The organism is Streptomyces sp. SLBN-118, assembly GCF_006715635.1.
GTDB lineage: Bacteria > Actinomycetota > Actinomycetes > Streptomycetales > Streptomycetaceae > Streptomyces.
Window position 1 is genome coordinate 831,197 of record NZ_VFNP01000002.1, and the last position, 24,944, is coordinate 856,140.

General features: G+C 70.0%; 24 protein-coding genes. 7 read left to right on the forward strand and 17 right to left on the reverse strand.

Annotated elements, in window-relative coordinates:
* Positions 1-39 precede the first annotated feature (39 nt).
* From FBY35_RS22265 to FBY35_RS22285, 5 genes are all read right to left on the reverse strand, one after another.
* On the reverse strand, positions 40-2,610 hold the full coding sequence (locus tag FBY35_RS22265; RefSeq protein ID WP_142215762.1) for an ABC transporter permease: 2,571 nt from the start codon (positions 2,608-2,610) through the stop codon (positions 40-42).
* Positions 2,607-3,368 carry an ABC transporter ATP-binding protein gene (locus FBY35_RS22270; protein WP_142215763.1) on the reverse strand — a complete coding sequence of 254 codons (762 nt, stop codon included), beginning with the start codon at positions 3,366-3,368 and terminating at the stop codon, positions 2,607-2,609. The genes FBY35_RS22265 and FBY35_RS22270 overlap by 4 nt, the downstream gene beginning before the upstream one ends.
* On the reverse strand, positions 3,365-3,652 hold the full coding sequence (locus tag FBY35_RS22275; protein WP_142215764.1) for an SHOCT domain-containing protein: 288 nt from the start codon (positions 3,650-3,652) through the stop codon (positions 3,365-3,367). Before FBY35_RS22275 ends, FBY35_RS22270 begins: the two co-directional genes overlap by 4 nt.
* 239 nt (positions 3,653-3,891) lie before the next feature.
* On the reverse strand, positions 3,892-4,743 hold the full coding sequence (locus FBY35_RS22280; RefSeq protein ID WP_399208651.1) for a YhjD/YihY/BrkB family envelope integrity protein: 852 nt from the start codon (positions 4,741-4,743) through the stop codon (positions 3,892-3,894).
* Between the two features lie 361 nt (positions 4,744-5,104).
* Positions 5,105-6,319: an ROK family protein gene (locus tag FBY35_RS22285; protein ID WP_142215765.1), complete on the reverse strand. Its 1,215-nt coding sequence runs from the start codon at positions 6,317-6,319 to the stop codon at positions 5,105-5,107.
* A 76-nt stretch (positions 6,320-6,395) separates the two neighbouring features.
* Here FBY35_RS22285 and FBY35_RS22290 point away from each other — a divergent pair, with 76 nt between their 5' ends.
* Positions 6,396-7,640: an MFS transporter gene (locus FBY35_RS22290; protein ID WP_142215766.1), complete on the forward strand. Its 1,245-nt coding sequence runs from the start codon at positions 6,396-6,398 to the stop codon at positions 7,638-7,640.
* A 131-nt stretch (positions 7,641-7,771) separates the two neighbouring features.
* Positions 7,772-8,509, forward strand: coding sequence for a maleylpyruvate isomerase family mycothiol-dependent enzyme (locus FBY35_RS22295; RefSeq protein ID WP_142215767.1), 738 nt, complete (start codon positions 7,772-7,774; stop codon positions 8,507-8,509).
* 12 nt (positions 8,510-8,521) lie between these two features.
* On the opposite strand, the gene FBY35_RS22300 is transcribed toward FBY35_RS22295, so the two are convergent.
* Positions 8,522-8,923 (reverse strand): MarR family winged helix-turn-helix transcriptional regulator, encoded by a 402-nt coding sequence (locus tag FBY35_RS22300; RefSeq protein ID WP_142215768.1) that lies wholly within the window; start codon positions 8,921-8,923, stop codon positions 8,522-8,524.
* Positions 8,924-9,130: 207 nt separating this feature from the next.
* On the opposite strand from FBY35_RS22300, the gene FBY35_RS22305 reads away from it, so the two are divergent.
* Positions 9,131-9,415 carry a DUF6332 family protein gene (locus tag FBY35_RS22305; protein WP_142215769.1) on the forward strand — a complete coding sequence of 95 codons (285 nt, stop codon included), beginning with the start codon at positions 9,131-9,133 and terminating at the stop codon, positions 9,413-9,415.
* Here FBY35_RS22305 and FBY35_RS22310 read toward each other — a convergent pair.
* The 3 genes from FBY35_RS22310 to FBY35_RS22320 all read right to left on the reverse strand — a co-directional run bounded on the left by FBY35_RS22310 (position 9,376) and on the right by FBY35_RS22320 (position 12,084).
* The gene (locus FBY35_RS22310; protein WP_142215770.1) at positions 9,376-10,041 is read right to left on the reverse strand and encodes a response regulator transcription factor; all 666 of its coding nucleotides are present in this window, start codon (positions 10,039-10,041) and stop codon (positions 9,376-9,378) included. The two genes, FBY35_RS22305 and FBY35_RS22310, sit on opposite strands and share 40 nt — an antisense overlap.
* Positions 10,038-11,270: a sensor histidine kinase gene (locus tag FBY35_RS22315; RefSeq protein WP_142215771.1), complete on the reverse strand. Its 1,233-nt coding sequence runs from the start codon at positions 11,268-11,270 to the stop codon at positions 10,038-10,040. Before FBY35_RS22315 ends, FBY35_RS22310 begins: the two co-directional genes overlap by 4 nt.
* A 112-nt stretch (positions 11,271-11,382) precedes the next feature.
* Positions 11,383-12,084, reverse strand: a complete 702-nt coding sequence (locus FBY35_RS22320) for a TetR/AcrR family transcriptional regulator (RefSeq protein WP_142215772.1) — start codon at positions 12,082-12,084, stop codon at positions 11,383-11,385.
* Between the two features lie 127 nt (positions 12,085-12,211).
* On the opposite strand from FBY35_RS22320, the gene FBY35_RS22325 reads away from it, so the two are divergent.
* Positions 12,212-12,661 (forward strand): nitroreductase family deazaflavin-dependent oxidoreductase, encoded by a 450-nt coding sequence (locus tag FBY35_RS22325; RefSeq protein WP_142215773.1) that lies wholly within the window; start codon positions 12,212-12,214, stop codon positions 12,659-12,661.
* Between the two features lie 192 nt (positions 12,662-12,853).
* Here the strand turns inward: FBY35_RS22325 and FBY35_RS22330 are convergent, their stop codons facing one another.
* Positions 12,854-14,107: a geranylgeranyl reductase family protein gene (locus tag FBY35_RS22330; RefSeq protein ID WP_186357035.1), complete on the reverse strand. Its 1,254-nt coding sequence runs from the start codon at positions 14,105-14,107 to the stop codon at positions 12,854-12,856.
* A gap of 143 nt (positions 14,108-14,250) precedes the next feature.
* Here FBY35_RS22330 and FBY35_RS22335 point away from each other — a divergent pair, with 143 nt between their 5' ends.
* Positions 14,251-15,606, forward strand: a complete 1,356-nt coding sequence (locus FBY35_RS22335; RefSeq protein WP_142215775.1) for a dipeptidase — start codon at positions 14,251-14,253, stop codon at positions 15,604-15,606.
* Between the two features lie 165 nt (positions 15,607-15,771).
* Here the strand turns inward: FBY35_RS22335 and FBY35_RS22340 are convergent, their stop codons facing one another.
* Complete coding sequence (locus FBY35_RS22340; protein WP_142215776.1) at positions 15,772-16,803, reverse strand: NUDIX hydrolase; 1,032 nt, start codon at positions 16,801-16,803, stop codon at positions 15,772-15,774.
* A 242-nt stretch (positions 16,804-17,045) separates the two neighbouring features.
* Here FBY35_RS22340 and FBY35_RS22345 point away from each other — a divergent pair, with 242 nt between their 5' ends.
* Positions 17,046-17,216: a hypothetical protein gene (locus FBY35_RS22345; protein ID WP_142215777.1), complete on the forward strand. Its 171-nt coding sequence runs from the start codon at positions 17,046-17,048 to the stop codon at positions 17,214-17,216.
* An 89-nt stretch (positions 17,217-17,305) separates the two neighbouring features.
* On the opposite strand, the gene FBY35_RS22350 is transcribed toward FBY35_RS22345, so the two are convergent.
* The 4 genes from FBY35_RS22350 to FBY35_RS22365 are packed head-to-tail and all read right to left on the reverse strand — an operon-like array spanning position 17,306 to position 20,461.
* On the reverse strand, positions 17,306-18,184 hold the full coding sequence (locus FBY35_RS22350) for a biotin-dependent carboxyltransferase family protein (RefSeq protein WP_142215778.1): 879 nt from the start codon (positions 18,182-18,184) through the stop codon (positions 17,306-17,308).
* Positions 18,181-18,855 carry an allophanate hydrolase subunit 1 gene (locus tag FBY35_RS22355; RefSeq protein ID WP_142215779.1) on the reverse strand — a complete coding sequence of 225 codons (675 nt, stop codon included), beginning with the start codon at positions 18,853-18,855 and terminating at the stop codon, positions 18,181-18,183. The genes FBY35_RS22350 and FBY35_RS22355 overlap by 4 nt, the downstream gene beginning before the upstream one ends.
* Complete coding sequence (locus tag FBY35_RS22360; protein ID WP_142215780.1) at positions 18,852-19,616, reverse strand: LamB/YcsF family protein; 765 nt, start codon at positions 19,614-19,616, stop codon at positions 18,852-18,854. The genes FBY35_RS22355 and FBY35_RS22360 overlap by 4 nt, the downstream gene beginning before the upstream one ends.
* Before the next feature lie 53 nt (positions 19,617-19,669).
* Positions 19,670-20,461, reverse strand: coding sequence for a putative hydro-lyase (locus tag FBY35_RS22365; RefSeq protein ID WP_142215781.1), 792 nt, complete (start codon positions 20,459-20,461; stop codon positions 19,670-19,672).
* Positions 20,462-20,681: 220 nt separating this feature from the next.
* Between FBY35_RS22365 and FBY35_RS22370 the strand changes: the two genes are divergently transcribed.
* Positions 20,682-21,377, forward strand: coding sequence for a GntR family transcriptional regulator (locus FBY35_RS22370; protein ID WP_142215782.1), 696 nt, complete (start codon positions 20,682-20,684; stop codon positions 21,375-21,377).
* 36 nt (positions 21,378-21,413) lie between these two features.
* Here the strand turns inward: FBY35_RS22370 and FBY35_RS22375 are convergent, their stop codons facing one another.
* Together FBY35_RS22375 and FBY35_RS22380 are read right to left on the reverse strand one after the other, a co-directional pair.
* Positions 21,414-22,685, reverse strand: coding sequence for an ABC transporter substrate-binding protein (locus FBY35_RS22375; protein ID WP_160159313.1), 1,272 nt, complete (start codon positions 22,683-22,685; stop codon positions 21,414-21,416).
* Entirely contained in the window at positions 22,685-24,913 is a 2,229-nt protein-coding gene (locus tag FBY35_RS22380; RefSeq protein WP_160159314.1) for a sensor histidine kinase, read from the reverse strand. Before FBY35_RS22380 ends, FBY35_RS22375 begins: the two co-directional genes overlap by 1 nt.
* Between the last annotated feature and the right edge of the window lie 31 nt (positions 24,914-24,944).

The following is a 24,944-nucleotide window of genomic DNA, read 5'->3' on the forward strand; positions in this document are numbered from 1 at the left end:
GAGCGAGTCGGCCCGTCCGGCGCCGCGGACACCACCGGACTACTCCGTGGCGATGGCGCGCAGCACGTCGAGGCGTGCCGCGCGGCGCGCCGGCCGCCAGCCCGCGACCGCCCCGGCCACCAGGCCGACCAGCGCGACCACCAGGAGCTGGAGGGGGGGTACGGCGAACGCGAAGGCCGTGTCGCCCGCGCCCTCCGACGCCTTGACGAGCACCCAGCCGAGCAGTCCGCCCAGTGCCAGGCCGCCTGTCGTGCCGAACGCGGCGACCAGCACGGACTCGTAGCGCACCATCGAGCGCAGCTGCCTTCTGGTCTGTCCGACCGCCCGCAACAGGCCCAGTTCCCTGGTGCGTTCGTGGATCGCGAGGGTGAGCGTGTTGGCGATACCGAGCAGCGCGATCACCACGGCGAGAGCGAGCAGGGCGTAGACCAGGGTGAGCATCATGTGTATGGCTCCGGCCGCACTCTGCGCGTACTCGTCCCTGGTCTGCACCTCGGGGTTGCCGTAGGCGGCCGCTGTCTTCCCGACCGCCGCCGCGCCGTCCGCGGCGGACACTCCGTCCTTGAAGCTGACGGCGATCAGCGTGTCGGAGTCCTGGCCCCGGTGCGGGGCCCAGGCCTCGCGGGTGATGACATAGTCGCCCGCCAGTTCCGACTGCTCGAAGACGGCGCGGACCGTGAAGGTCTGCTTCCGGCCGTCGGTGAAGGCGAGTTCGGCTGTGGATCCGGGCTTCCAGCCCTTCTTGTCGGCCTCGGTGTCCGCGACGGCCATTCCGGTGGTGCCGAGGCCGTCGAGCGAGCCGTGCACGGTGCCGAGGTCGAAGGACCTGCCGAGGGCCACCGGATCGGTGACGGTCAGCCGGCGTCCCGCGCCGTCGACGTCCGCGACGCCCTTGCCGAGGCCGACCGCGTTCTCCACCTCGGGCTGTGCGGCGATGGCCGGGGCGAGTTTCGGGCTGAGCCCGCTGCCGCCCGCGCCGAAGGCCGGCGCGCTGACGGCCACATCACCGGCAAAGGACCGGGAGACCGTCTGGTCCATGGTCGCCTTCAGCGAGGCGCCGAATACGGTGAACAGGGAGACGACGGCGACACCGATCATCAGCGCGGTCGCGGTGGCCGCGGTGCGCTTGGGGCTGCGCAGGGCGTTGCGCTTGGCCAGGCCGCCGGACACACCGCGCAGCCGGTCGAGCGGCCCGCCGAGGACCCGTACCGCATACGAGGACGCGACGGGGCCGAGCACCACAAAGGCGGCCAGCGCCAGCACGGCGCCCGCGGCCGCGAGCCAGATCGACGGCGCGGCCACGACGCCGGCCAGGATGATGCCGATGCCGGACAGGGCGACGCCCGCTCCGATGTACGCACGCTTCCTGGAGGCCGCCGACTGGTCCACGGCCGTCTCGCGCAGCGCGGCGAGCGGAGCGGTCCGCCCGGCGCGCAGAGCGGGCATCAGCGCGGAGCCGAGTCCGACGATCACGCCGACGGCGAGCGGCAGCAGCAGCGAGAGAGCACTGATCACCAGGCCGCCCTCCGGGAAGGGGAATCCGATCACGGGGAACAGCGCCCGCAGTCCTGCGGCGATCCCGATGCCGCCGAGCAGCCCCACGGCGGACGCGGTCAGCGCGACGAGGGCCGCCTCGACGAGGGTCGAGCCGACGACCTGGCGCCTCGACGCGCCGAGCGCGCGCAGCAGCGCGTTCTCGCGGGTGCGCTGGGCGATGACGATCGCGAAGGTGTTGTAGATGGAGAAGGTCGCGACCAGCAGCACGATGCCGGAGAAGACCAGCAGCAGGATGGTGAAAAGATTCAGGAACTGACCGGAGATCATGTCCTGGTTCTCTTCGGTGGACTCCTGTCCGGTGATCGCCTCGACTCCCTGCGGGAGTACGGGCGTCAGCGCGTCGACGAGCTCCTGCTGACTGGTGCCGGGACCGGCCCGCACCTGGATGGACGCCGCCTGACCGGGCTTCGGGGTGAGGTACTTCTCGGCGTCGGCGAGGGTCATCGCGGTGAAAGTGACCTGGCCCATGCCGTCCTCGCCGCCGAAGGTGGCCAGTCCGACGATCGTGACCCGCACCGGGTCGGGCGTGCGCAGCACGGTACGGTCGCCGATCTTCAGTCCGCCCTTCTCGGCGGTGCCGCGGTTGACCACCACCTCGCCGCTCCTGACGGGGACCCGTCCCTCGGCGAGCTGGTACGGGTTGAGCTCGGGGTCGGTGATCCAGTTGCCCGCGAGCGTCGGCGGGCCCTGTCCGCCGATGGGCTTGCCGCCCGATCCGACGAGCTGTGCCGCGCCCTGGATGTTGGGCTCGGCGGCGGCGACACCGGGCGTCTTCGCGATCACCGACACGAGGTCCGTCTGTACGGGCTGTCGGGTGCCCTGGCCCTCGCCGGAGACCGTGACGACGTTGGAGCTGCGGACGACGGCGTCGGTGCCGCCGTTGGCGTCGGCGAACATGGTGTCGAAGCTGCCGCGGAGGGTGTCGCCCATGATGAGCGTGCCCGCGAGAAAGGCGACGCCGAGCAGAACGGCGGTGAGGGTGCCGGCGAAGCGCCGTTTGTGGGCGCGCAGGGAGTTGAGGCTGATGCGCAGCGCAGCGCGGCTCTCGCTCATGTCGTCGCCCCCTTGGCGTCGAAGGCCTTGAGACGGTCCAGGACGCGCTCGGCGGTCGGGGCCTCCATCCGGTCGACGAGCCGTCCGTCGGCGAGGAAGACGACCTCGTCGGCATGGGCCGCGGCGACCGGGTCATGGGTGACCATGACGACCGTACGGTCCGTCTGGCGCACTGCCCGGCCGAGCAGCCTCAGCACCTCTTCGCCCGAGCGGGAGTCGAGATTGCCCGTGGGCTCGTCGGCGAAGACCACATCGGGCCGGCCGGCGAAGGCGCGGGCCACGGCGACGCGCTGCTGCTGACCGCCGGACAGCTCGCTCGGCCGGTGGTGCAGCCGGTCGCGCAGGCCGACGGTGTCGATGAGGGCATCGAGCCACTCACCGTCGGCCCGCTCCCCCGCCAGGTCCATGGGAAGGGTGATGTTCTCGGCGACGGTGAGCGTGGGGATGAGATTGAAGGCCTGGAAGACGAAGCCGATGCGCTCGCGCCGCAGCAGGGTGAGCCTGCGGTCGTCGAGTGCGCTCAGCTCGGTGTCGCCGATGAGGGCGGAACCCGCGGTGAGGGTGTCGAGCCCGGCGGCACAGTGCATCAGCGTCGACTTGCCGGAGCCCGAGGGCCCCATGATCGCGGTGAAACGGCCGACCGGGAAGTCGACGCTCACCCCGTCCAGGGCCCTCACTTCGGTGTCGCCCTTGCCGTAGACCTTCACGGCGTCGACGACACGGGCGGCGATCCGGGTCAGGGTGGCGGTCGTGGTCACACCGCACCGCCCTTGCCCGCCGTGCGGCCGAACTCCTCGTCCAGGACGGACAGTCGGCGCCAGTACTCGTCCTCGTCGATCTCACCGGCGGCGAAGCGGCGTCCGATGATCGCGATTGGCGAGTTCTCGCCGTACATCACACGGGAGCCCTGCCACGGGCCGCGGCGGCCGCGCCAGATGCCGGTGCGGCGCAGGACGGTGACGACGCCGACGACGAGGGCCGCCCAGACCAGCGGGAAGAACAGAATCCACGGGCCGGGCCCGTCGTACGCCAGGGTGTTCATCTCGGTTCAGCTCCTCGGTGGCGATGGTGGTTCGTTGTCGCTTCCGAGGCTCCCGCCGGGAGGGGCCGAAGTCGTCGTACGGCCAGCGGCACTGCGCATACCACCCAGGGAGTACGCAGGGCTTTCGCGACTGCTCCCGAGCGCCCTGCTGCACGAGCGGGAGTGCTGCGCGCTCCGGGCCGAGGACACCCGGAATCGCGGCATCGCGGAGGGGACGGGTGAGTCTGTCCGTACGGCCTCTAGACCGGGCCCACGGCTTCGCGTTCCAGCCGCCGCCGTACACGCTCCTCGTGGTAGAGGCGTCCCACGAGCGCTCCCCCGTAGACGACGAATCCGACGCCGACGAGCCAGGACTGGATGACGAGCACGGTCCCGAACGGGCCGTAGGTCACGGCGTTCGACGCGATCAGCGGCGAGAAGACGAGCTGTGAGAAGACCCGCAGCCCCAGCATGCCCACGGCCGTGGCCACCGACCCCGGGAGCAGGGCGCGCCAGCGGACCCGGCCCCCGAGCAGCACCCGCTGCGACAGCCAGAAGAACAGGATGGTGCCGATCAGGTCACCCACGGCGCCGAATATCGTGACCGGGACCGGTTGGTCCGACAGGGGTGTGCTGACGAAGGCCAGGAGGGCAAAGATCAGCAGGGCGAGCCAGACGACATGCCGCCACATGGTGTGCCAGCGGGCGGTCGGCAGGCCCCAGACCTTCTCGTAACCCGTCTGTACGACCGAGCCGAAGGTCAGACCGAAGACGGTGAGCGCCGCGAGACCGAACGCGGTCGTGCGCTGCAGTGTCGCGCCCGGCAGGCCGAACAGCCGCTGGACCTCGTCCTGGGAGGCTTCGGAGACCCCCAGTGCCTGGCCCAGCCAGCGGGCGAAGCCCTGTCCACTCGCCGGATCGGCTGCCGCCACGACGACGAGCAGCGGAACGAGTGTCAGAAAGCCCAGTGCGGCAAAGCCCATGGCACGGTGCATCAGCTCCAGCTCGCGGCCGCGGCGCCACGCCACCCCGACGGGTGACGCAAGAATCCTGCGGCCCATTTCGTGGAGCCGGTGCGCGTGGGAAGCCGCGCCGGTGGGCTTGTCGGTCATAGGTCGTCGACTACCCGGAAGTGCACCGCCACGCTTCCATCGTGCCCCCGGACGGGTGTTCCCGCCTGTGCCGCCGACGGGCTGGTGATCCGGCGCGGGGGCCTGGCCCCGGCCATAGTGATCCGGCCCGGGGTCCGGGCCCAGGCCGTGCGGGCCGGAGCCCGCCGGATGCTGCTCGCCCCCGCTCATGGCAGCGTCGTGAGCGATCCGGTTTCGCCAAAGCACTGTCCGCATGGCCATCTCCGCTGATCCGTGGCCGGCCGCCGAAGTCTCCTGCGTGCGGCCACCCTACGACCCGGCGGCTGCCGCGGACCCGGGCGTCCGCCGCACCGGGCACGCCTCGGTCAAGCCCGCGCGGCGATCAGCCGAGCGCGGCCAGCGGGTCGTCGAGAACCGGCTGCCAGGCCAACTCGGCGGCTCCGACCAGGCTGTTGTGATCCAGCGTGCAGGCCAGGATCGGCACGCCGCCGCTGCGTCCCCACAGACTGCGGTCGGCGACCACGGCGCGCAGCCGCTCGGGGTCGGCGTCGAGCAGTTCGCGGTGCAGCCCGCCGAGGATGATGCGGTCGGGGTTGAGGATGTTGACCAGTCCGGCGAGCCCGAGGCCGAGTCGGTCGATGAGTTCCTCGCGGGCGTTGCGTACGGCCGGGTCGTCGTACTCCGTGCGGAGCAGTTCCCGGCACTGCTCGAGCAGTGGGACTTCGGGACCGGGGTCGCGACCTGCGGCCATGAGGAAGGCGAGCGGGTCGGCTTCGACGTCGAGGCAGCCGCGGCTGCCGCAGTGGCAGGGGCGTCCCTCCGGATTGACGGTGAGGTGACCGACTTCGAGGGCGAGGCCCGAACTGCCGGTGTGCAGACGGCCTTCGAGGACCAGAGCCCCGCCGACGCCGCGGTGACCGGTGGCGACGCAGAGCAGGTGCTCGGCGCCCCGGCCCGCACCGTGCCGGTGTTCGGCGAGCGCCGCGAGGTTGACATCGTTGCCGGTGAACGCGGGTCCCTGGATGCCCGCTGCGCGGACCCGCTCGGCGAAGATGTCGCGGACGCGAGCCCCGGCGGGCCAGGCCAGGTGGAGCGGGTTGAGCGCGGTACCTTCCGGTTCGGCGACCGCGGAGGGCACGGCGAGGCCGGCGCCCACGCATCTGCGGCCGCTCGCGCGGAGCAGCTGCGCGCCCGCGTCGACGACCTCGCCGAGCACTTGGGCGGGGTCTTCGGACACGGTGACGCAGCCGGGCGCGGTGGCGACGGTGCTGCCGCCGAGTCCGACGAGCGCGGCGCGGAATCCGTCGGCGTGCACCTGGGCGGCCAGGACGACAGGGCCCGCGTCGTTGACGGCGAGCCGGTGCGATGGGCGGCCCTGGGAGCCGGCGGCGGCGCCGGGCCGGGAGTCGACCCGGATCAGCCCGAGGGCTTCGAGTTCGGCAGCGACGGCGCCGGCGGTGGCGCGGGTGACGCCGAGTTCGGCGGTGAGGACGGCGCGGGTGGGGGCGCGGCCCGTGTGAACCAGTTCCAGCGCGGGGCCGAGGGCGCCGCGGCCCCTCTCCAGCCTCGCTTTGATGGTTGTCGCCTTGCCGTTCATGGAGGCGAGTCTCCCATGATCCGGAGGCTGAGCAGCCGCCTTGTACGGATCGGCCTCCGGCCTCTATCCTGACTTTGTGCCGCTACTAAACAAAACAAGGACGGCCGTTCTCCAGGGACCCGGCGGAAACACCGCCCCACCCTCCCTGTCCCGCCTCCGTACCGCGCTCACCGTGTTCTTCGCCCTCGACGGCTTCCTCTTCGCCGGCTGGGTGGTCCGCATCCCCGCGATCAAGGAACAGACCGGGTCGTCGGCGAGTGATCTGGGGCTCGCCCTGCTCGGCGTCTCGGCGGGAGCGGTGGTGACGATGACGCTGACCGGCCGGCTCTGCCGCCGCTACGGCAGCCATCCGGTGACCGTCGTCAGCGGCGCCCTGATGTCGCTGAGCATCGCCCTCCCGCCGCTGACGCATTCGGCGCTCGTACTCGGCCTGGTTCTGCTGGCCTTCGGGGCCGCATACGGCGGGATCAATGTCGCGATGAACAGCGCGGCGGTCGATCTGGTCGCGGTCATGCGCAGGCCGGTGATGCCGAGCTTCCACGCGGCATTCAGCCTCGGCGGCATGATCGGCGCCGGTCTCGGCGGACTGGTCGCGGGCGGCCTCTCCCCCAGCGCCCATCTCATCAGCCTCACGGCGATCGGCCTGCTGGTCACCGCCGCCGCGGGACCCTTTCTGCTGCGCCACCCGGCGCCGGTCGCCGCACACGCGGCGAAGGACCCGGCGAGGGACCCGGCGCCCCGCGGGCTCGGGGGACGCAGCCGCCGGATCGTCATCCTCTTCGGCGTGATCGCTCTCTGCACGGCCTACGGAGAAGGCGCGATGGCCGACTGGGGCGCACTCCATCTCGAACAGGACCTGCATGCACACGCGGGCGTCGCCGCCGCCGGATACTCGCTCTTCGCGCTCGCCATGACCGCCGGCCGGCTCACCGGAACGGCGCTGCTGGAGCGGTTCGGCCAGACCCGCACGCTGGTCGCGGGCGGCAGCACGGCGGCTGCCGGAATGCTGCTCGGCTCGCTCGCCCCCACCGCCTGGCTCGCGCTGCTCGGCTTCGCGGTGACCGGCCTGGGTCTCGCGAACATCTTCCCGGTGGCGGTGGCCAGGGCGGGTGCACTCGCGGGACCCGGTGGGGTCGCGGCCGCGTCGACGCTGGGCTACGGCGGGATGCTGCTCGGCCCGCCCGCGATCGGCTTCCTCGCCGACTGGTTCTCGCTGCCGGTGGCGCTGACGACCGTGGCCGTCCTCGCAGGTGGCGCGGCCCTGATCGGATACACGGCACGAAAGGCATCCGTACCCGCATCCGTGTCCAAGGGCGGCTGAGCACGCCTGCTCAAGGCCGGTCGCCGCCCGCGCGGACGGTCGCTCGCGCTCGGACTGTTCGTAGGGCTGCTCTGCGGGCGCCTGCGTCCGCGCACCCCCGAGGGCGTGAGCGGGATGGCACAATCTGCGGCATGGAGACCGCCAGACTGATCGAGTCCCTGTTCCACGAGGGCCAGTTGCTGGCGGCAGCCGCCGCCGAGGCGGGCCCCGACGCCATGGTGCCGACCTGTCCCGACTGGCAGGTGCGGGACCTGCTGCGGCACACCGGAACGGTCCACCGCTGGGCGACCGGCTTCATCGCCGAGGGCCATACCGAGTACCGCCCTTTCGGCGAACACTCCGAGCTCGACGGCGACGAACTGGTGGAGTGGTTCCGGGAGGGACACGGGCTGCTGGTGGCGGCGCTCAGCGAGGCGCCCGCGGACCTCCAGTGCTGGACCTTCATGCCCGCCCCTTCGCCGCTCGCCTTCTGGGCCCGGCGGCAGGCGCACGAGACGGCGATCCACCGCGCGGACGCCGAGTCGGCACGGGGCGGCAAACCAAGTCCCGTGACCGCCGAGTTCGCCGCCGACGGCATCGCCGAGCTGTTGACCGGCTTCCACGGCCGCTCCCGCAGCCGGGTGCGCTCCGAGGCGCCCCGCTCACTGCGCGTACGTCCCCTCGACACGGATGATGTGTGGACCGTATGGGTCTCCACCGACGTACCGCGTACGGAGCCGAGCGAAGAAGGGCCCGCGGACTGCGAGTTGAGCGGTACTGCCGAGCAGCTCTACCTGACGCTCTGGAACCGGCTGCCGCTGTCCGCCGTGTCCGTCGCGGGAGAGGCGGACCTCGCACAGCTGTGGCGCGAGATGTCCGCGATCGGCTGATCGGGGACCGGATCAGACTGCCGGGTCGGCCAGCATCCGGGAGAGCACCGCACGCTGCAGCGGCTGCACCTCGGCGTGACGGGCCCGGCCCGCCCCGGTGAGCGCGACCCGCACACCGCGCCGGTCCTCGCTGCACATCCCGCGGGTGACAAGACCGTCCTTCTCCAGCCGCGCGACCAGCCGCGACAGGGCGCTCTGGCTCAGATGGACCCGGGACGCGAGCTCCTGTACCCGGAGCGAACAGTCGACGCCGTCCCCGGTCTCTTCGGCGAGCACATCGAGAACCTCGAAGTCACTGGCGCCGAGCCCGTGCCGGTGCAGCTGGCGGTCGAGTTCGCAGATCGTACGGGCATGCAGCGCGAGGACCTCCCGCCATTCCTCGACGAGCGCTCGCTCGGACTTCTTCGCCGCCATGACGGCACGGTAGCAGAGCAGAGGGACTTCATTGCATCGGAATTAAATGTGTCTGCATTCAATGCATGCGCATGCGCCATCCCCGTCCATGACCTCTCCGCACACCGCTTCCGGGCGGGCCTGGTGGTGGTACCGGAAGCGTGCTCAAGGGGGCGGCCGACGACGGGAGTTCTTGCCCGCCGGCCGCCCGCCTGTGACACTTCGTTCATGGGCCGACGAACTCAGGCGGAGCGGGACGCCATCACGGTCGAGATCGGCTACGCCGTCGTCACCGGGTTCCTGGTGGGCGGACTGACGTTTCTGGCGATCGCAGGACCGGTGATGGTGACCCCGATGCCCGCCGCCGCCGAGCGCGGACTGGTCCTTGCGGGCACAGTGGCCGGACTGGCCGTCTTCGTCGTGCGCGTCGTGCACGTCCTGTGGCGCTTTCCCGGTGGGCCGGGCAGGAACCCTCAGCCCAGCCAGCCCGGGCGTACCAAGCCCGACTCGTAGGCCAGCACGACCAGTTGGGCCCGGTCGCGGGCACCGAGCTTGACCATCGTGCGGCTCACATGCGTCTTGGCCGTGAGCGGGCTGACCACGAGCCTGCAGGCGATTTCCTCGTTCGAGAGGCCGATGCCGACAAGGGCCATCACCTCCCGCTCCCGTTCCGTGAGTTCGCCCAGCACCTCGGCGTCCGTGGGTACCTTGGAGCGGGCCGCGAACTCCGCGATCAGACGGCGCGTCACACCCGGGGAGAGCAGGGCGTCGCCCTGCACAACCGCCCGCACCGCACGCAGCAGCTCCTGCGGCTCGGTGTCCTTCACCAGGAAGCCCGACGCTCCGGAGCGGATCGCCTCGAAGACGTACTCGTCGAGCTCGAAGGTGGTCAGCATCACCACCTTCACCTCCCCGAGCCGCTTGTCCCCGGTGATCCTGCGGGTGGCGGCGAGACCGTCGAGCGTGGGCATCCGGATGTCCATCAGCACGACGTCGGGGCGTAGTTCGCTCACCAGCCGCACCGCCTCCTCGCCGTCGGCCGCCTCACCCGCCACCTCGATGTCGGGCTGCGCATCGAGCAGCGCCCGGAAGCCCGCCCTCACCAGCAACTGGTCGTCGGCGAGCAGTACACGGATCACATCGTCTCCTTCGGCTGCACAGGGAGGTCGGCCCGCACCCGGAAGCCGCCGTCCGGCCGTGGTCCGGCCTCGATCGTGCCACCCAGTGCGGCGGCTCGCTCCCGCATTCCGACGAGGCCGTTGCCGCTGCCCCCGGCGTCCGAACGGGTAGCCGGGCCGTCGTCGTCGATCCGCAGACCGAGGCGGCCCGGTGCGTACGCGATCCGCACGCGCGCGGTGCGCGAGCCCGAGTGGCGTACGACATTGGTCAGGGCCTCCTGGACGATGCGGAAGGCGGCGAGATCGGTTCCGGGCGAGAGGGCGGTGCGTTCCCCTTCCGTCGCGATCTCCACGTTCAGTCCGGCGCCGGCGGCCTGTTCGACGAGTTCGGGGAGCCGGTCGAGTCCGGGGGCGGGCGCTCGCGGTGCGTCGCCCGGCGTACGGAGGGTGTCGAGGACCTGGCGTACCTCGCCCAGTGCCTCCTTGCTCGCCGCCTTGATGGTGGTGAGCGCTGCGCGAGCCTGCTCCGGGTTGGTGTCGAGCAGCGCGAGGCCGACGCCGGCCTGCACATTGATGACCGAGATGGAGTGGGCGAGGACGTCGTGGAGTTCACGGGCGATCCGCAGCCGCTCCTCGTCGGCCCGGCGCTTCTCGGCGGCGGCGCGTTCGGCGCCCTCGCGGGCCCACGCCTCCCGCCGTACACGTACGAGCTCCGAGGCCGCAAGGACCGCCACCACCCAGGCGAGGACGACCAGTTCCTGCCCCCAGGGCGCCGCGTCGTCCTTGCCCGGTGGCAGATACTCGTAGAGCCAGTGCGCGATCAGCAGGTGGCCGGCCCAGAGCCCGCCCAGGGCCCACCAGGCGGCACGCCGGTGCCCGGAGATGACGGCGGCGAAAGCGCCGACGGCGACGGTGAAGAAGACGGGACCGTAGGGATAGCCCGCGCCGACGTAGACGAGCGCTGTCGCGCAGACGCCGAATACGCAGGCGACGGGCCGGCGGTTGCGCAGCAGCAGAATCGCCGGACCGGTCAGCAGCAGCACGCGCGCAAAGGCGTCGATCGGTTCACGGTCCGGCTGGCCGTGCGCGGCAAAGCTCGACCCCACCATCACGAGCACGGCCAGGGCGATCGTCGAGAGCCAGGGCACCCTGCCGGTGCTGCGGCGGGCGTCCCAGCGACGCAGCGGCGGCGGTGGTCCACCACCCCGCGCCCAGGGGGGACCGCAGAAGCGGGTGTGCTGCTCATCCATACGGCCACGCTAGACCTGGCGGGGCCGCCCGGACGTCAGCCCGGCGTGGCGATCACGCGTACTCCCCGTGCAGTACGTGACCTGCTTCAGGGCGGGCAGTACGTGACCTGCCTCAGGGCCGCACACTCCGCAGGCCGACCTCGTGCGCGAGGCGGGCGGCGGCATGGACGAAGAACGCGTCCCGGTCCTCGACCACCCGGTTGAACTGCCCGAAGAGCTCGAAAGAGATCAGCCCGAACAGCTGCGGCCACGCGCTCACCAGGGCCACTACCACGGCCGGCGGCAGATCGGGCACGAGGGTCGCGGTGAGCCGGTGGGCCTCGGGGCGCAGTTCCTCGGCGAGCGGGGGCGGCGCGATTCCGTTCGCGCGGTGGGCGTCACGAGCGATCGAGATCATCGCGAGTCCGACACGGGAGGCGGGTCCGACGGTGTCCATCGGGGCGGAGTAGCCGGGTACCGGGGAGCCGTGGATCAGCGCGTACTCATGGGGGTGCGCGAGCGCCCAGGCGCGGACGGCCGAGCAGAGCGCGACCCAGCGCGCCGGGTGGTCCTGAGGGTCGGGGGCGAGGGTCAGTGTGTTCTCGGCAGCGGCGCCTACGGCGTCGTAGGCGTCGACGATGAGGGCTGTCAGCAGGTCGTCGCGGCTGGGGAAGTAGCGGTAGAGCGCGGAGGAGACCATGCCCAGTTCGCGGGCGACGGCGCGCAGGGAGAGCTTGGCGGCACCTTCGGCCGCGAGCTGTCTGCGAGCCTCGTCCTTGATCGCTGCGGTGACTTCGACTCGGGCCCGTTCCCTGGCCCCTCGGATCGTGGTCATGGGGCGCAGTCTTTCACGTTTCGGAGCAGTGCCCAACAATGAGAGCAGTGCTCTTGCTTCAGATCGGCGTTCCGGTGCACACTGCTCTTAAGCGAGAGCACTGCTCTCTCAATCACAGGAGTCCACGATGTCGCAGGTGCACTACATCAAGCCCGGCCGCTTCGACACCATGCTCAACGGCGCCGCCGCCTGGCTCGCCCGCCACGGCATCAGCCTCATGGGCACCGCAGAGCTCTCGGTACGCGGCCGCACCAGCGGTGAGTGGCGGCGTATCCCGGTCAACCCGCTCCCCTACGAGGGCGGCCCATATCTGATCTCCGCCCGCGGCCACTCCCAGTGGGTCCGCAATCTGCGGGCGGCCGGCGGCGGACAGCTCCAAGTCGGCCGCAAGACACAGCAGTTCACCGCGGTCGAGCTGGCCGACGAGGAGAAGCCCGCGCTGCTGCGCACCTACCTGGAGCGCTGGGGCTGGGAGGTCGGACGCTTCTTCGGCGACGTCAACGCCAAGTCGACGGACGAGGAACTCCTCGCCGCGGCGCACAAGCACCCCGTCTTCCGGATCACCGTGACCACGTGACCGACCAGGCGCCCGGCGCCCAGGCCCGCGCCCACGCGGCTGGTGCGGCCGAGACGGCCGTCCTGGCCGGTCCGATGCCCCGGCCGCCCAGTCCGCTCAAAGCCAGCCCGCTCAAGCCAACACCCGGCCGGAGCGAGCCAGGTCCCCGCCCGCCCACCGACGCCCGGCCGGAGCGAGCCAGGCCCCCGCGGCTCAGGCCGACTGCTCGTTCGGCTCCGCCCGGCGGTCGAGCGCTTCCAGTGCCCGCCGCGCCATGCCGTGCGTACGTACCAGACCCGCCAGCGTCGTCGAGCCACGTGTGATGTCGGCGAACGCCCGCCACGCGGGTCGCAGACCGGTGATCGCCGCATGGAGAAGCCCCGGACGGCGCTCGAAGATCGCGAGCATCCGCCGTCCGACGCCCATCTCCACACCAAGACCGGCCTTGATCGCGAACGCGTAGTTCAGCGCCTGACGCCTGGCGTCCACAGCGTCGTGGGCCTCCGAGATCCGTACCGCCCACTCCCCCGCGAGCCGCCCCGACCGCAGCGCGAACGAGATTCCCTCGCGGGTCCACGGTTCGAGGAGACCGGCCGCGTCCCCGCACACCAGCACCCGTCCGCGCGACAGCGGCGAGTCGTCGCTGCGGCACCGCGTCAGATGCCCGGAGGAGATGGCGGGCTCGAACCCGGCGAGTCCCAGCCGTGCGATGAAGTCCTCCAGGTAGCGCTTGGTCGCCGCGCCCTCTCCCCGGGCGGAGATCACACCGACCGTCAGGGTCTGCCCCTTGGGGAACACCCAGCCGTAACTGCCCGGCATCGGCCCCCAGTCGATGAGCACGCGCCCCGCCCAGTCCTCGGCCACCGTCGCCGGTACCGGGATCTCGGCCTCAAGGCCCAGGTCGACCTGGTCGAGCTTCACTCCTACATGCGCGCCTATGCGGCTGGCGCTGCCGTCGGCGCCGACGACGGCTCGGGCCAGCACCGTCTCGCCGTCGGCCAGCACCACGGCGACCGTGCGTCGGTCGGGCACCGCGGGTCCGTGCTGCTCGACACGGGAGACGGTCGCGCCCGTACGCAGGACGGCTCCCGCCTTCTGCGCCTGCTCGACAAGACCGGCGTCGAACTCCGGCCGGTTGATGAGCCCGAAGAGCATCCGCTTGGAGCGGCGGGTACGCGCCAGCCTGCCGTTCAGCGAGAAGGTGACGGCGTACACCCGGTCCCGCAGCGGCAGTTCGAAGCCCGGCGGCAGGCTGTCCCGCGAGGGGCCGATGATCCCTCCGCCACAGGTCTTGTAGCGGGGCAGTTCGGACTTCTCCAGCAGGAGCACCTGGCGGCCGGCCACCGCGGCGGCGTAGGCCGCCGAGGCGCCTGCCGGCCCCCCGCCGACCACGACGACGTCCCACACCGGCTGGTCGTGCCCCGGCTCGTCGTGCTCACCCACGGCGTCTGCGTTCTCGCTGCTCACGATGTGCTTCTGCTCCCGATCCGAGCTGTGATCAATGCTCTCGACGGCATCCTACGGCGCGGTCACTTCCTGCCCGTGGGAGGATCAACCACACATTCGCCGTACACATATCTCACAACGTCGCACCCACAAGGAGCGTGCCCATGACCGCCCATCCGATCGCCGAGACCATTGCGTCCCTGATGCCCCGCGCCAAGGCGGAGCTGACGGAACTCGTGGCTTTCCCGTCGGTGGCGGACGAGGCCGTGGCGCCGAGAAGCGCGTGCGAGGCCGCCGCGAACTGGGTCGCCGATGCGCTGCGCACCGAGGGCTTCCAGGACGTCGCGCTGCTCGACACCCCTGATGGCTCGCAGTCGGTGTACGGACTGCTGCCCGGCCCGGAGGGTGCGCGGACCGTTCTGCTCTACGCCCACTACGACGTGCAGCCGCAGCTGGACGAGGCCGCCTGGATGAGCCCGCCCTTCGAGCTGACCGAGCGGGACGGCCGCTGGTACGGACGCGGCGCCGCCGACTGCAAGGGCGGCTTCATCATGCATCTGCTCGCGCTGCGCGCCCTGAAGGCGAACGGCGGCGTCCCGGTCAATGTGAAGGTGATCGTCGAGGGCTCGGAGGAGCAGGGCACGGGCGGCCTCGAGCAGTACGCCGATGCGCACCCGGATCTGCTGACGGCCGACGCGATCGTAATCGGCGACACCGGGAACTTCCGGGTGGGTCTGCCTACGGTGACGGCCACACTGCGCGGGATGACGATGATCCGCGTCCAGATCGACACCCTTGAGGGCAATCTGCACTCGGGCCAGTTCGGCGGCGCCGCGCCCGACGCGCTGGCCGCGCTCATCCGCGTACTGGACTCGCTGCGTGCCGCGGACGGTTCGACGGTGATCGACGGGCTGCCCGCGCAGGCCCAGTGGGACGGACTGCAGTACCCAAAGGAGCAGTTCCGCAAGGACGCCAGGGTCCTCACCGGTGTCGGTCTGACCGGCAGCGGCACGGTCGCCGACCGTATCTGGGCGCGCCCCGCAGTCACGGTGATCGGCATCGACTGCCACCCGGTGGCAGGGGCGACCCCCTCCATTCCGGCGAGCGCCCGGGCTCAGATCAGCCTGCGGGTGCCGCCCGGCCAGGACGCGGCCGAGGCGACCAAGCTGCTGTTCGCCCATATCGAGAAGCACACGCCCTGGAACGCCCGGGTCTCGCTGGAGCAGGTGGGCCAGGGGCAGCCTTTCCAGGCGGACGTCACGAGCCCCGCGTACACCTCGATGGCCGACGCGATGCGTGTCGCCTACCCGGGCGAGGAGATGCAGACCTCCGGGATGGGCGGCTCGATCCCGCTGTGCAACACGCTCGCCGCGCTCTACCCCGAGGCGGAGATCCTCCTGATCGGTCTGAGCGAGCCGGAGGCGCAGATCCACGCGGTGAACGAGTCGGTCTCGCCCGAGGAACTGGAGCGGCTGTCCGTGGCGGAGGCGCTGTTCCTGCAGAACTACGCCGCGAGCTGACCGTCGAGCGCGCGCCCGCGCGAAGCTGGAGCCGTAGGCCGCCCGTGAAGGACCCGCGCCGTGTCGCGTGGGCCCTTCACGGGCGGCATTCGAGGGTGACCGCTTGGAGCCCGGGCGGCGTTCGAGGGTGACCGCTCGGAGTCCGGGCCGCCCCGACGCAGGCTGTCAGACCGGGACGCCCGCCTCCAGGTAGAGCGCGGCGCCCCGCTCCCGCGCCCTCAGTGCCCAGCGCAGCCGCTCGTAACGCGTCGGCGGCAGTAGCTCGGCAGCCTCCTCCTCGGCAACGAACCGCCAGCCGCGCAGCTCCGATCCGGGCAGCAGCACCCGACCGGCCTGGCCGCTGTCCAGTCGGCCGCCGTCGTACAGGAGCCGGAGCCCGCCGAAGCCCGGCGGCCGCGGCGCCTCCCAGTCGACCACCAACAACCGGGGAACCTCGGCGAGTTCGATACCCAGCTCCTCGGTCACCTCGCGCATCCCGGCACGCGCGGGTGGCTCGCCGCGCTCCACCACTCCGCCCGGGAACTCCCAGCCGGGCTTGTAGGTGGGGTCGACCAGCAGCACCCGGTCCTCCTCGTCGAAGAGCAGTACGCCGGCGGCCAGTGTTTCGGCGGTCGGCTCGGGGGTCTGCACGATCTCGCAGACCGGGGCGTCCCCGTTGCGTACCGCCGTGGCTATGCGCCGCGCCGTCTGAAGGGGGTCGAGCCTGCTGTTGTCGATGACGTATGCGTCGCCCCCGATCCAGTCGAGGGCGGCGAGGTACGGCTCGATGTGGTCGTATGCCCATTGCCTCACGGGCTGGTCGGCGTCCGGGAGATCCGGCTCCTCGATGGTGGCTGCCCGTTCGCGCAGGATCGTTTCATCCGGTCGAAGCAGCACATGCCGCACCGGAATCCGGCGGGAGGCCAGACCGCCGAAGATCTCGTCGCGGTACTCCTGTCGCAGCAGGGTCATCGGCACGACCAGCACTCCGCCGAGCTCGTTCAGCAGCGCCGCAGCGGTGTCCACCACGAGGCGCCGCCAGATCGGCAGATCCTGGTAGTCGCTCACCTCGGCCAGGCGCTTCTGCGGCAGCAGCCGGCGCAGCTGTCCGCCGATGAGTTCGGGGTCGTACAGCGTGCTGTTCGGGATCAGATCGATCAGTTCGCGCGCGGTACTGCTCTTGCCCGCTCCGAACGCACCGTTGATCCAGACAATCACGGTTCCCCCTCTTCCGTAGCCCACAGTGGATTGCCCGCAACACCCTGCCACGGAAACCCGTGTCGGGAACCTGCCCGTTGATCGTGGGCGGCGTCGTGGGTCCAACTGTGTCCGTCCTGTTGCCGGTTCACCACCACCGTGCGGGAACCAGCCGCGTCTCACCCTGCGAACAGGCGGCTTCGCCGGACCGTGACACCGGGGTGCGGAGCGTCGTTGGAGCGAGAGAGACAAGGGGGTGCGGGATGCGCCGTACGGTGTTGGAGAGGTTTCCCGCCGGGGGCCCGCGCGGAAGCTGGCCGGCCGAGGAGTTCGCACGGGCCCGCCAGGACGAGGGCATGGCCGCGGAGGTCGTGATGGACCTGGAGACTGATGCGTTCTTGGTGATCGTGCAGCAGCATACCGCCGACGTCTGAGGCCAATGCCGGCGCCGGAGCCTTTGCGGGTGACATCCGAGGCCACAGCCGCAACTGGTTCTGGCCGACCTCGAGTTCCTCGGTGTCCGTCAGGACCGTTTCCGACGGCGGACCGGCGCGAATCTGACGCCGAGGCCGGGGCCGGCCTGGGCAGCGGCCGACAGCCGGTTCTCTGGCACAACGCCGATCACGGGATAGCCGCCGGTGGTGGGGCTGTCGGCAAGGAAGACCACGGGTTTGCCGTCGGGCGGTACCTGGATGGCTCCCAAAACCATGCCTTCGCTGGGCATTTCACGGTGCACGGCACGCTCGAGAGTGGGCCCGTCCATCCGCAGCGCGATGCGGTTGCTCTGGGGAGAGACCGAGAAACGGGCTGATGCGAGGGTCTTCACGGCTGTGGCGGTGAACCAGTCGTCCCGTGGGCCGAGCAGTACGGGCAGGACCAGCTCCTGAGGAGGCGCTTGCCAGACCACTGTGTCGGCGTGGAGCGGTCGGCCGAGTTTCCCGCCCAGGGGCAGGATGTCCCCGTCCCTGAGAGGGGCCGGGCCGAGGCCGGAGAGCAGGTCGGTGGAGCGGCTGCCGAGGACAGGGGGGACCGCGACGCCTCCGCTGACGGCGACATAGCTGCGCACGCCGGTGGTGGGGACGCCGACATCGAGCACGGCGCCGGCGGGAAGGTGTATGGCCTCGGCCCAGGCCGCCGGCCGTCCGTCGACCCGCACCGGTGCGGGCGCCCCGGTCACGGCGACGATCACGGCCTGTGCGGCGCGCACGGCCGCTCCGGTCAGTGTGGTCTCCAGCGTTGCGGCCTCGGCGTGGTTGCCCACCAGCCGGTTCGCGAGTCGGTGAGCCGGCTGGTCCAGTGCCCCGGAGCGCGGTACGCCAAGGTAGGCGTGACCGAACCGGCCCAGGTCCTGCAGGGTGGTGAGCGCACCGGCCCGTACGACTTCCAGCTTGCCGCCGCTCATGTGATGCGCCTTTCGGCCCTTGTGGGCTGTGCAGGTGTGTCAGGGCTCCCGCAAACGGGTTCTTCAGGGACGAACCGCACCCGAGCGCCGGGAGTCAGCAAAGCCTCGGGTTCGCGCTCCATGTCCCACAGGCGCACATGGGTCGTACCGATCAGTTGCCAGCCGCCGGGCGAGGCACGCGGGTAAATGCCGGTGTAGGAACCCGCAACCGCAACGGAGCCGACGGGTACGGAAGTGCGTGGTGCAGCGTGGCGCGGCACGGCGTACGTCTCGCCGAGTCCGATCATGTACGCGAACCCCGGGGAGAACCCGCAGAAGGCCACACGGTGTTCGATACTGCTGTGGATCCGCGCCACCTCGTCTTCGGTGACACCCCACATCTCAGCCACCGCACGGAGATCGGCTCCGTTGTAATGCACCGGGATCTCCAACAGGGGCCCACTGTCGGCTGCCAGAGCGGGCACGGACCACCGGTGCAGCTCCGTCTGCAAGGCGTCTGCGTCGTGGACCCCGTAGAGAAGAACGGTTTTCTCACCGGGCACGATCTCGCGCACCGGCGAGAGCGTCCCGGCGATATGGCGGCTCAGGAGCTCGGCATGCCAGGCCTGTGCCTCTTCCGGCGTGTCCAGATCAACAAGGAGGGAATCGACTCCTACCGGCCTCAGCATCATGCGAACGCCTCCACCGTGACTCCGGCCGCCTCCAGAGCCGTACGCACCTGCTTGGCCAGCTCGACTGCCCCCGGAGTATCGCCATGCAGGCACAGAGAGCGCGCACGCATGGACACTGAGGCCCCGTCCAGCGAAGTGACGCGGCCGTCCAGCGCCATGGCAACGGCTCTGGCGGCGACCTGCTGGGGATCGGTGATCACCGCATCCGGCGTGGATCGCGGGACGAGCGCCCCGTCCGCCGTGTATGCACGGTCGACGAACGCCTCGTCGACCACCTGGAGGCCGACCCGCTCGGCTTCCTCGTGCATGGCCGAATCGGGCAGGCACAGCACCTGAAGTGCCGGATCGGCGAGTCTGACGCCTGCTGCCACGGCAGCCGCCTGTGCCTGATCGAACACCACACGGTTGTACAGCGCTCCATGAGGCTTGACGTAGGTCACTTTCGTTCCGGCCGCCCGAGCGAACACCTGAAGGGAACCGATCTGGTACGTGATCTCGTCGGCGAGTTCGTCCGCAGGCACGTCCATGGCCCGTCGGCCGAAGCCGGCCAGGTCCCGGTAGGAAACCTGGGCGCCGATCCTCACACCGCGTTCGGCCGCCATGTCGCAGACGCGGCGCATGATGCTGGGATCTCCGGCGTGGAAGCCGCACGCAACGTTGGCGCTGGTGACGACCGACAGCATGGCCTCGTCGTCGGTGAGGACCCACCGTCCGTAGCCTTCCGCGAGGTCTGCGTTGAGGTCGATCACGATGCCTGTCATCGCTGGGTTGTCTCCTTGGAACAGTCCGATCGGCACGAGATACCACTGCGACATCATGCGATGCGGTAATCCGTGTCTCGGCGGTCGGTGATCAGCATGTATCCGGGGGCGTGAGTGATGGCGAACGGGGGTCGTGAGGCCATCAGCGCGGCCTGCGGTGTGACGCCGCAGGCCCAGAACACCGGCACATCGCCCGGCTCCTCCTGCACCGGGTCGCCGAAGTCGGGGTGCGCAAGGTCCTCGATACCCAGGGCTGCCGGGTCGCCGGTGTGCACCGGGCCTCCGTGCACCGCGGGCATGAGGGCGCTGACGCGGACCGCGGTGTCGACGAGGTCAGCCGGAATCTGCCGCATGGACACCACCATGGGGCCCTTGAGCCGGCCGGCCGGCCGGCAGTCACGATTTGTCTTGTACATCGCGACATTGCGTCCCTGGTCGACGTGGCGCAGGGGCACTCCTGCCTGGGCGAGCGCGGTCTCGAAGGAGAAGCTGCACCCGATGAGGAAGGTGACAAGGTCGTCACGCCAGGCATCAGTGGCGTCGGAGGGTTCGTCGATCAGTCGGCCGTTCTCCCAGACACGGTAGCGAGGGACGTCGGTGCGCAGGTCGGCGCCGGGAGCCAGCGGTGTCGACCAGTGTCCCGGGTCCGTGACATCGAGCACCGGACACGGCTTGGGGTTGCGCTGGCAGAACAGGAGAACGTCATAGGCCCAGTCGGCCGGGACAGCGACGAGATTGACCTGGGTGTACGCCGCGCACCATCCCGTGGTCGGCACACTTGCACCGTCGCGGAACATCGCCCGCGCGTCGGCGGGGGTGAGGGCCCCGGCATCCGCTGTCGTCATCGCTCTCCCCATCGTCACCGGCAGCATCAAGGCCGCCTCGAGTATCACCGCGCTGTGTGCAGCACGGCCGCTCATCATTCATTCAATAGTAGAGGATCGTTGAACGATCCGACAGTGCCTCTGTTGTTTCGTTCACGAGTTTCCTGTTCACTTGGATACAGAGAAACCGAGTGTGGAAGACCGTCGGACGCACCGTCGGCCGTGGGAAAGGGCAGAGACCATGACAGCCGAGGTGGACCCGTCCGTGCTCGTTGGTGACCGTGCGCTTCTGGGGCGCTCCAGCACCGCCGACCGCGTCGCCGACATCTTGCGGGCACGCATTGCCGAGGGCTACCTCCCGCCTGGGAGCAAGCTCTCCGAAGACACCATCGGGGGCGCTCTGGGAGTTTCGCGCAACACGCTGCGAGAGGCGTTCCGACTCCTCACCCACGAGAGGCTGCTGGTCCACGAGCTCAACCGCGGCGTGTTCGTCCGCGTCCTCACCATGCAGGATGTCACCGACATCTACCGGGTCCGCAGACTCATCGAGTGTGCGGCGGTGCGTAATCTCGGGGCACCGCCCTACGACCTTGCCCAAGCTGAAGCCGCAGTCGCCGAAGGCGAGAAGGCGGCCGAGGAAGGCGCATGGCGTGAACTGGGCACCGCGAACATCCACTTCCACCATGCCGTGGTGGCCCTCACCCACAGCAAGCGCTTGGACGACCTCATGCGCGGTGTGCTGGCTGAACTGCGCTTGGTCTTCCATGCCATGGACAATCCGCGCAGCTTCCACGAGCCGTACCTGGGGCGCAACCGGGAGATCCTCTCCGCCCTCAAGGCGGCAGACAGGGTGAGAGCCGAGCTGCTGCTGGCCGACTATCTTGACGGCGCGGAAAAGCAGCTGCTCGAGAAGTACTCCGAGTTCATGGCTCCGTGAGGCCTGACGGAGACCAAGGACGCATGCTCCATGCCGTCATCCCTCGTCGGCCATGGGCCACCGCAGGCGTGCACGGGCCACGTCGAAGGGATAGACGAGGTGGTACCGGCCGTTGTGGACCTGCTCCACGATGCCTCGGGCTCCGATGTTCTGGTGGTTGTCGTCGAACTTCACGCCGTCCCACGGCATGATCGTGTCGCGGCCCGGCACATCGATGTTCACCAGTGCTGAGCGGATATCGGCCGGTGTGGGGGATCCGGCCTCGTTGATCGCCTGTGCGAGCGTCATCACGGCTGTGAACGCACGGGCAGCGTCATCGTTCATGGGGGCGTCGTACGTTTCCCTGTAGAGGTACCCGACGGCCCTGGCCGTGGGGTTGCGCTCGGCCAGGTCGGAAGACCAGGCGAAGCGGCTGCAGACTCCCTCGGCGGCGCTCGGGTCCCTCCGGATGAATGCGGGATCTGCATGCCCGCCTCCGAAGGCTATGAGCGCCGGAGGCTGGTATCCGAGGCGGTCGAAGGCGTCCCTCAGCGCCAGCGCTTGGGATGTGTACAGGAAGGTCAGTACGACATCGGGGTCGGAGGCTGTCACCGCGTGCGCGTGGGAGGACAGATCGCTGGACCGGGCCCCGACTTTGATGTCCGCCACGACGTTGCCGTCGATGTGGGAGACAAGACGCTCGATCATGGCGGATCCGTCGTTGCCGTATTGATCGTCGGTGTGGAGCACTGCGATGCGCTTGACCGACGTTCCCTCGCTCTGGCGTTCTTTCAGCAGGGAGAACACCACTCGGCCGTAGCTCAGGTCGGAGGGTCCGGTGCGGAAGAACCAGTCAAGGCCGCGCTCGGTCAATGACGATGCGGAGGAACCTCCGTTCACGAACGGGATCCTCAGATCCTCGGAGCGTGCGCTGGCAGCTTCGGTGACGGCTGATTCGTAGCCCCCGGCCATGGCGACCACGTGCTGGGTCCTGACCAGATGCGCCACCTGGGTCGCCCCGCGCGAAACGGAGCCACTGGTGTCGGCGGCTATGAGCCTGATCTTCGCGTTGTCCAAGCGAGGAAGACCCGCCCCCGGCCCCAGCGGCAGCGCCACCGAGGGATATTGGCCGTTGACAATCTGCACGGCCAGTTCGGCGCCTCGCTTGGTGTCGGTTCCCACTGAGGCGCCAGGACCCGACAGCGGCGCGAGGAAGCCGATATTCACGGGGGCGCGGGACGGCGGAACAGCCGGCTCACCTGTGCAGGCGGAGGCCAGGAACAGGGCGGCGCTGAGAAGCACAGCGGTACCAATGACTGGTCTGGGCATCACGTTTGTCCTTCTACGGTCGGCAGATCGTCCAGCGTGTCGCTGCCGGTGTGAGGTACCGGGGGCGAGCCGGGCGATGGTCTGTCGCTGATGTGCATGCCATCGGTGTAGCGGCGGTGCGCCAGCCATTCCTGCGGCGAGCCGAAGATGGGTTCGACGCCGGTGGTCGGATATGAGCCGACGGCAGGAGCAGGCTGGTCCTCAGGTGGCGATGCGGACACAGGGGCCGAAGACGCCGTCCAGGCCGGGACAGGGTGGGTGGAGGGCTGGTCGGCCGATCCGGAGTCGCTCCACTCCTGCGCCACCGGGCCGTATGGGTGGAGGCCGGCCAGAAGGTTCCGGGGGATTCGTACCAGGGCCGTGCTGCCCCGTCGGGGGGTCGAAACAAGACGCACGTCGATGCCGTGTCTGGCTGCGAGGCGGCCTACGACAAACAGCCCCATGCTCTGCCCCGCATCGGGGTCGAGCGACAACGCCGAGGCCAGCCGCTGGTTCACCGTGGCCAGTTTCTCGGCTGTCATTCCAGTGCCCTCGTCATCAATGGAGATCGTGAGGTCAGTGGGACGGTCGGAATCCGTCCGGCAGGTCACGGTGACGCGGGAGCGGGCGCTGGAAAAGACCGTCGCATTTTCCATCAGCTCGGCCAACAGGTGCACCAGGTCGGTAACGGCGTCAGCCGCGATGTCGGCTCCTTGCGACGGACGAAAGTCGATGCGGGTGTACTGCTCCACCTCGGCACTGGCAGCCAGCACAATCTCCGACACCGGCATCGGCTGCTCCCATCCGCGACCCGTGTCGGAGCCGGCCAGCACCAGGAGGCTTTCGTCCGTGCGGAGCATCTGTGTGGCCAGGTGATCCAGACGGAAAAGGCGAGCCAGGTGGTTGGGGTTGTCCTCGTGCTGCTCCAAGTCGCTGATCTCGGAGAGGAGTTTGCTGACCAGATGCTGGTTGCGGCGGGAGAGGTGGATGAACATGCCGTTGATGTGCTTGCGGAGTGCGGCCTGGTCCCTCACGAGAGCGACGGCGGCACTCTGTACGGCATCGAATGCTTGGGCGACCTCGCCGATCTCGTCGTTGGCCGCGACTGCGGTCGGGGTGGCCCGGTAGTCGCGCAGGTCATCAATGTCCGCCTGCCGAAGCCGTGTGAGTGCCTGCGGCAGGTGCTCGTTTGCGACCTTCAGCGCGGAGATGCGCAGGGTCTTCAGGGGCCGGGTCATGGACCGTACGACGACGGTGACCACGGAGCCTGTCACCAGGAATACGGCGAGCAGCCCAGCCGCTCCCCACAGCGCTGCGCTCTGGCGGGAGCTGTGCACCTGGCCGCTGCGGGTGATGAGATCGGCGAGAATCCGTGATTCCACCTCGCGCATGAGCGCGATCCTGCGGCTGGAAACCTTGTTCCATGTCGCCGCGTCCGCTTCGACGCGCGGGGACTGTGCCTGCTCGCCGGCGCGTTCCTGGATGGCCTGGGTGGTGCTGACGGATGCGCCCTTGACGGTGTTGGCGTACAGGCTCTGCTGGGCTTCGCTGGCTGTGGCCATGAAATCGTCCACCGACTCCTGCTGGCGTGCGACCGCGCCGGCGAACTCCGGGAACTGGCCCACGAGAAAGGTACCGGTGGTCAGGACGCAGTTGAGGTCGGCTCGCACCCGGCTGGTGTTTTCCACTGCGGATGACAGGGAGTTGAGGGCCCGCACCTGACCGGCGGTCGTGTCGCCGCCGTTGTGCGCGGCCAGGACCGGCCCGAGACGCATGAGTTTGCCGATGGCGGCTGTGTAGTTGGCGAGGATCGAGCCCTGCGTCAGGTTGGCTTCATCCACTGACCTGCGGAGCGCTGGGAGGCTTCCCAGTTCCTGCGTGACGGCGCTCAGGACCTCCTGCAGCTGGGGATCGTCGGAGGCGTCCATGTCATCGGCTGCCTGACGGTAGAGGGCAGCAGCGGCGTCGACTTCGGTGCGCTGGCGACGGGGGTTGCTGTTCGCGGCCTTGCGCCGGCCGGCGATAAATCCGGCTGTGGTGTCGCGTTCCTCCTGGAGCGCGTGGACCAGGGCCAAGGCCGGTTGCTGGAGGCGGGCGAGGACGGAGAACTGCCCGTAGTCCTCGGCGTCGGCGACAGTGCGGGAAAGGCTGACGACCGCCAGAACGCCGGCCAGGAGCCCGGGGATCAGCACGACGGCTGTCAGTTTGTTGCGTACGCGCCAGTTCTTCGGCTTGATGAGGTGGCGCACGGCTTTGAGGTCCGTCCCGTACCGGTGCCTG

What these genes read in the sequence shown, in the direction of transcription:
- FBY35_RS22305 (WP_142215769.1), top strand. Translation starts at nt 9,131, where the DNA reads ATGGGCCGACGAACTCAGGCGGAGCGGGACGCCATCACGGTCGAGATC.
- FBY35_RS22355 (WP_142215779.1), bottom strand. Translation starts at nt 18,855, where the DNA reads ATGATGCTGAGGCCGGTAGGAGTCGATTCCCTCCTTGTTGATCTGGAC.
- FBY35_RS22350 (WP_142215778.1), bottom strand. Translation starts at nt 18,184, where the DNA reads ATGAGCGGCGGCAAGCTGGAAGTCGTACGGGCCGGTGCGCTCACCACC.
- FBY35_RS22325 (WP_142215773.1), top strand. Translation starts at nt 12,212, where the DNA reads ATGTCGCAGGTGCACTACATCAAGCCCGGCCGCTTCGACACCATGCTC.
- FBY35_RS22265 (WP_142215762.1), bottom strand. Translation starts at nt 2,610, where the DNA reads ATGAGCGAGAGCCGCGCTGCGCTGCGCATCAGCCTCAACTCCCTGCGC.
- FBY35_RS22285 (WP_142215765.1), bottom strand. Translation starts at nt 6,319, where the DNA reads ATGAACGGCAAGGCGACAACCATCAAAGCGAGGCTGGAGAGGGGCCGC.
- FBY35_RS22300 (WP_142215768.1), bottom strand. Translation starts at nt 8,923, where the DNA reads ATGGCGGCGAAGAAGTCCGAGCGAGCGCTCGTCGAGGAATGGCGGGAG.
- FBY35_RS22375 (WP_160159313.1), bottom strand. Translation starts at nt 22,685, where the DNA reads ATGCCCAGACCAGTCATTGGTACCGCTGTGCTTCTCAGCGCCGCCCTG.
- FBY35_RS22335 (WP_142215775.1), top strand. Translation starts at nt 14,251, where the DNA reads ATGACCGCCCATCCGATCGCCGAGACCATTGCGTCCCTGATGCCCCGC.
- FBY35_RS22295 (WP_142215767.1), top strand. Translation starts at nt 7,772, where the DNA reads ATGGAGACCGCCAGACTGATCGAGTCCCTGTTCCACGAGGGCCAGTTG.
- FBY35_RS22365 (WP_142215781.1), bottom strand. Translation starts at nt 20,461, where the DNA reads ATGACGACAGCGGATGCCGGGGCCCTCACCCCCGCCGACGCGCGGGCG.
- FBY35_RS22275 (WP_142215764.1), bottom strand. Translation starts at nt 3,652, where the DNA reads ATGAACACCCTGGCGTACGACGGGCCCGGCCCGTGGATTCTGTTCTTC.
- FBY35_RS22360 (WP_142215780.1), bottom strand. Translation starts at nt 19,616, where the DNA reads ATGACAGGCATCGTGATCGACCTCAACGCAGACCTCGCGGAAGGCTAC.
- FBY35_RS22280 (WP_399208651.1), bottom strand. Translation starts at nt 4,743, where the DNA reads ATGACCGACAAGCCCACCGGCGCGGCTTCCCACGCGCACCGGCTCCAC.
- FBY35_RS22370 (WP_142215782.1), top strand. Translation starts at nt 20,682, where the DNA reads ATGACAGCCGAGGTGGACCCGTCCGTGCTCGTTGGTGACCGTGCGCTT.
- FBY35_RS22315 (WP_142215771.1), bottom strand. Translation starts at nt 11,270, where the DNA reads ATGGATGAGCAGCACACCCGCTTCTGCGGTCCCCCCTGGGCGCGGGGT.
- FBY35_RS22320 (WP_142215772.1), bottom strand. Translation starts at nt 12,084, where the DNA reads ATGACCACGATCCGAGGGGCCAGGGAACGGGCCCGAGTCGAAGTCACC.
- FBY35_RS22345 (WP_142215777.1), top strand. Translation starts at nt 17,046, where the DNA reads ATGCGCCGTACGGTGTTGGAGAGGTTTCCCGCCGGGGGCCCGCGCGGA.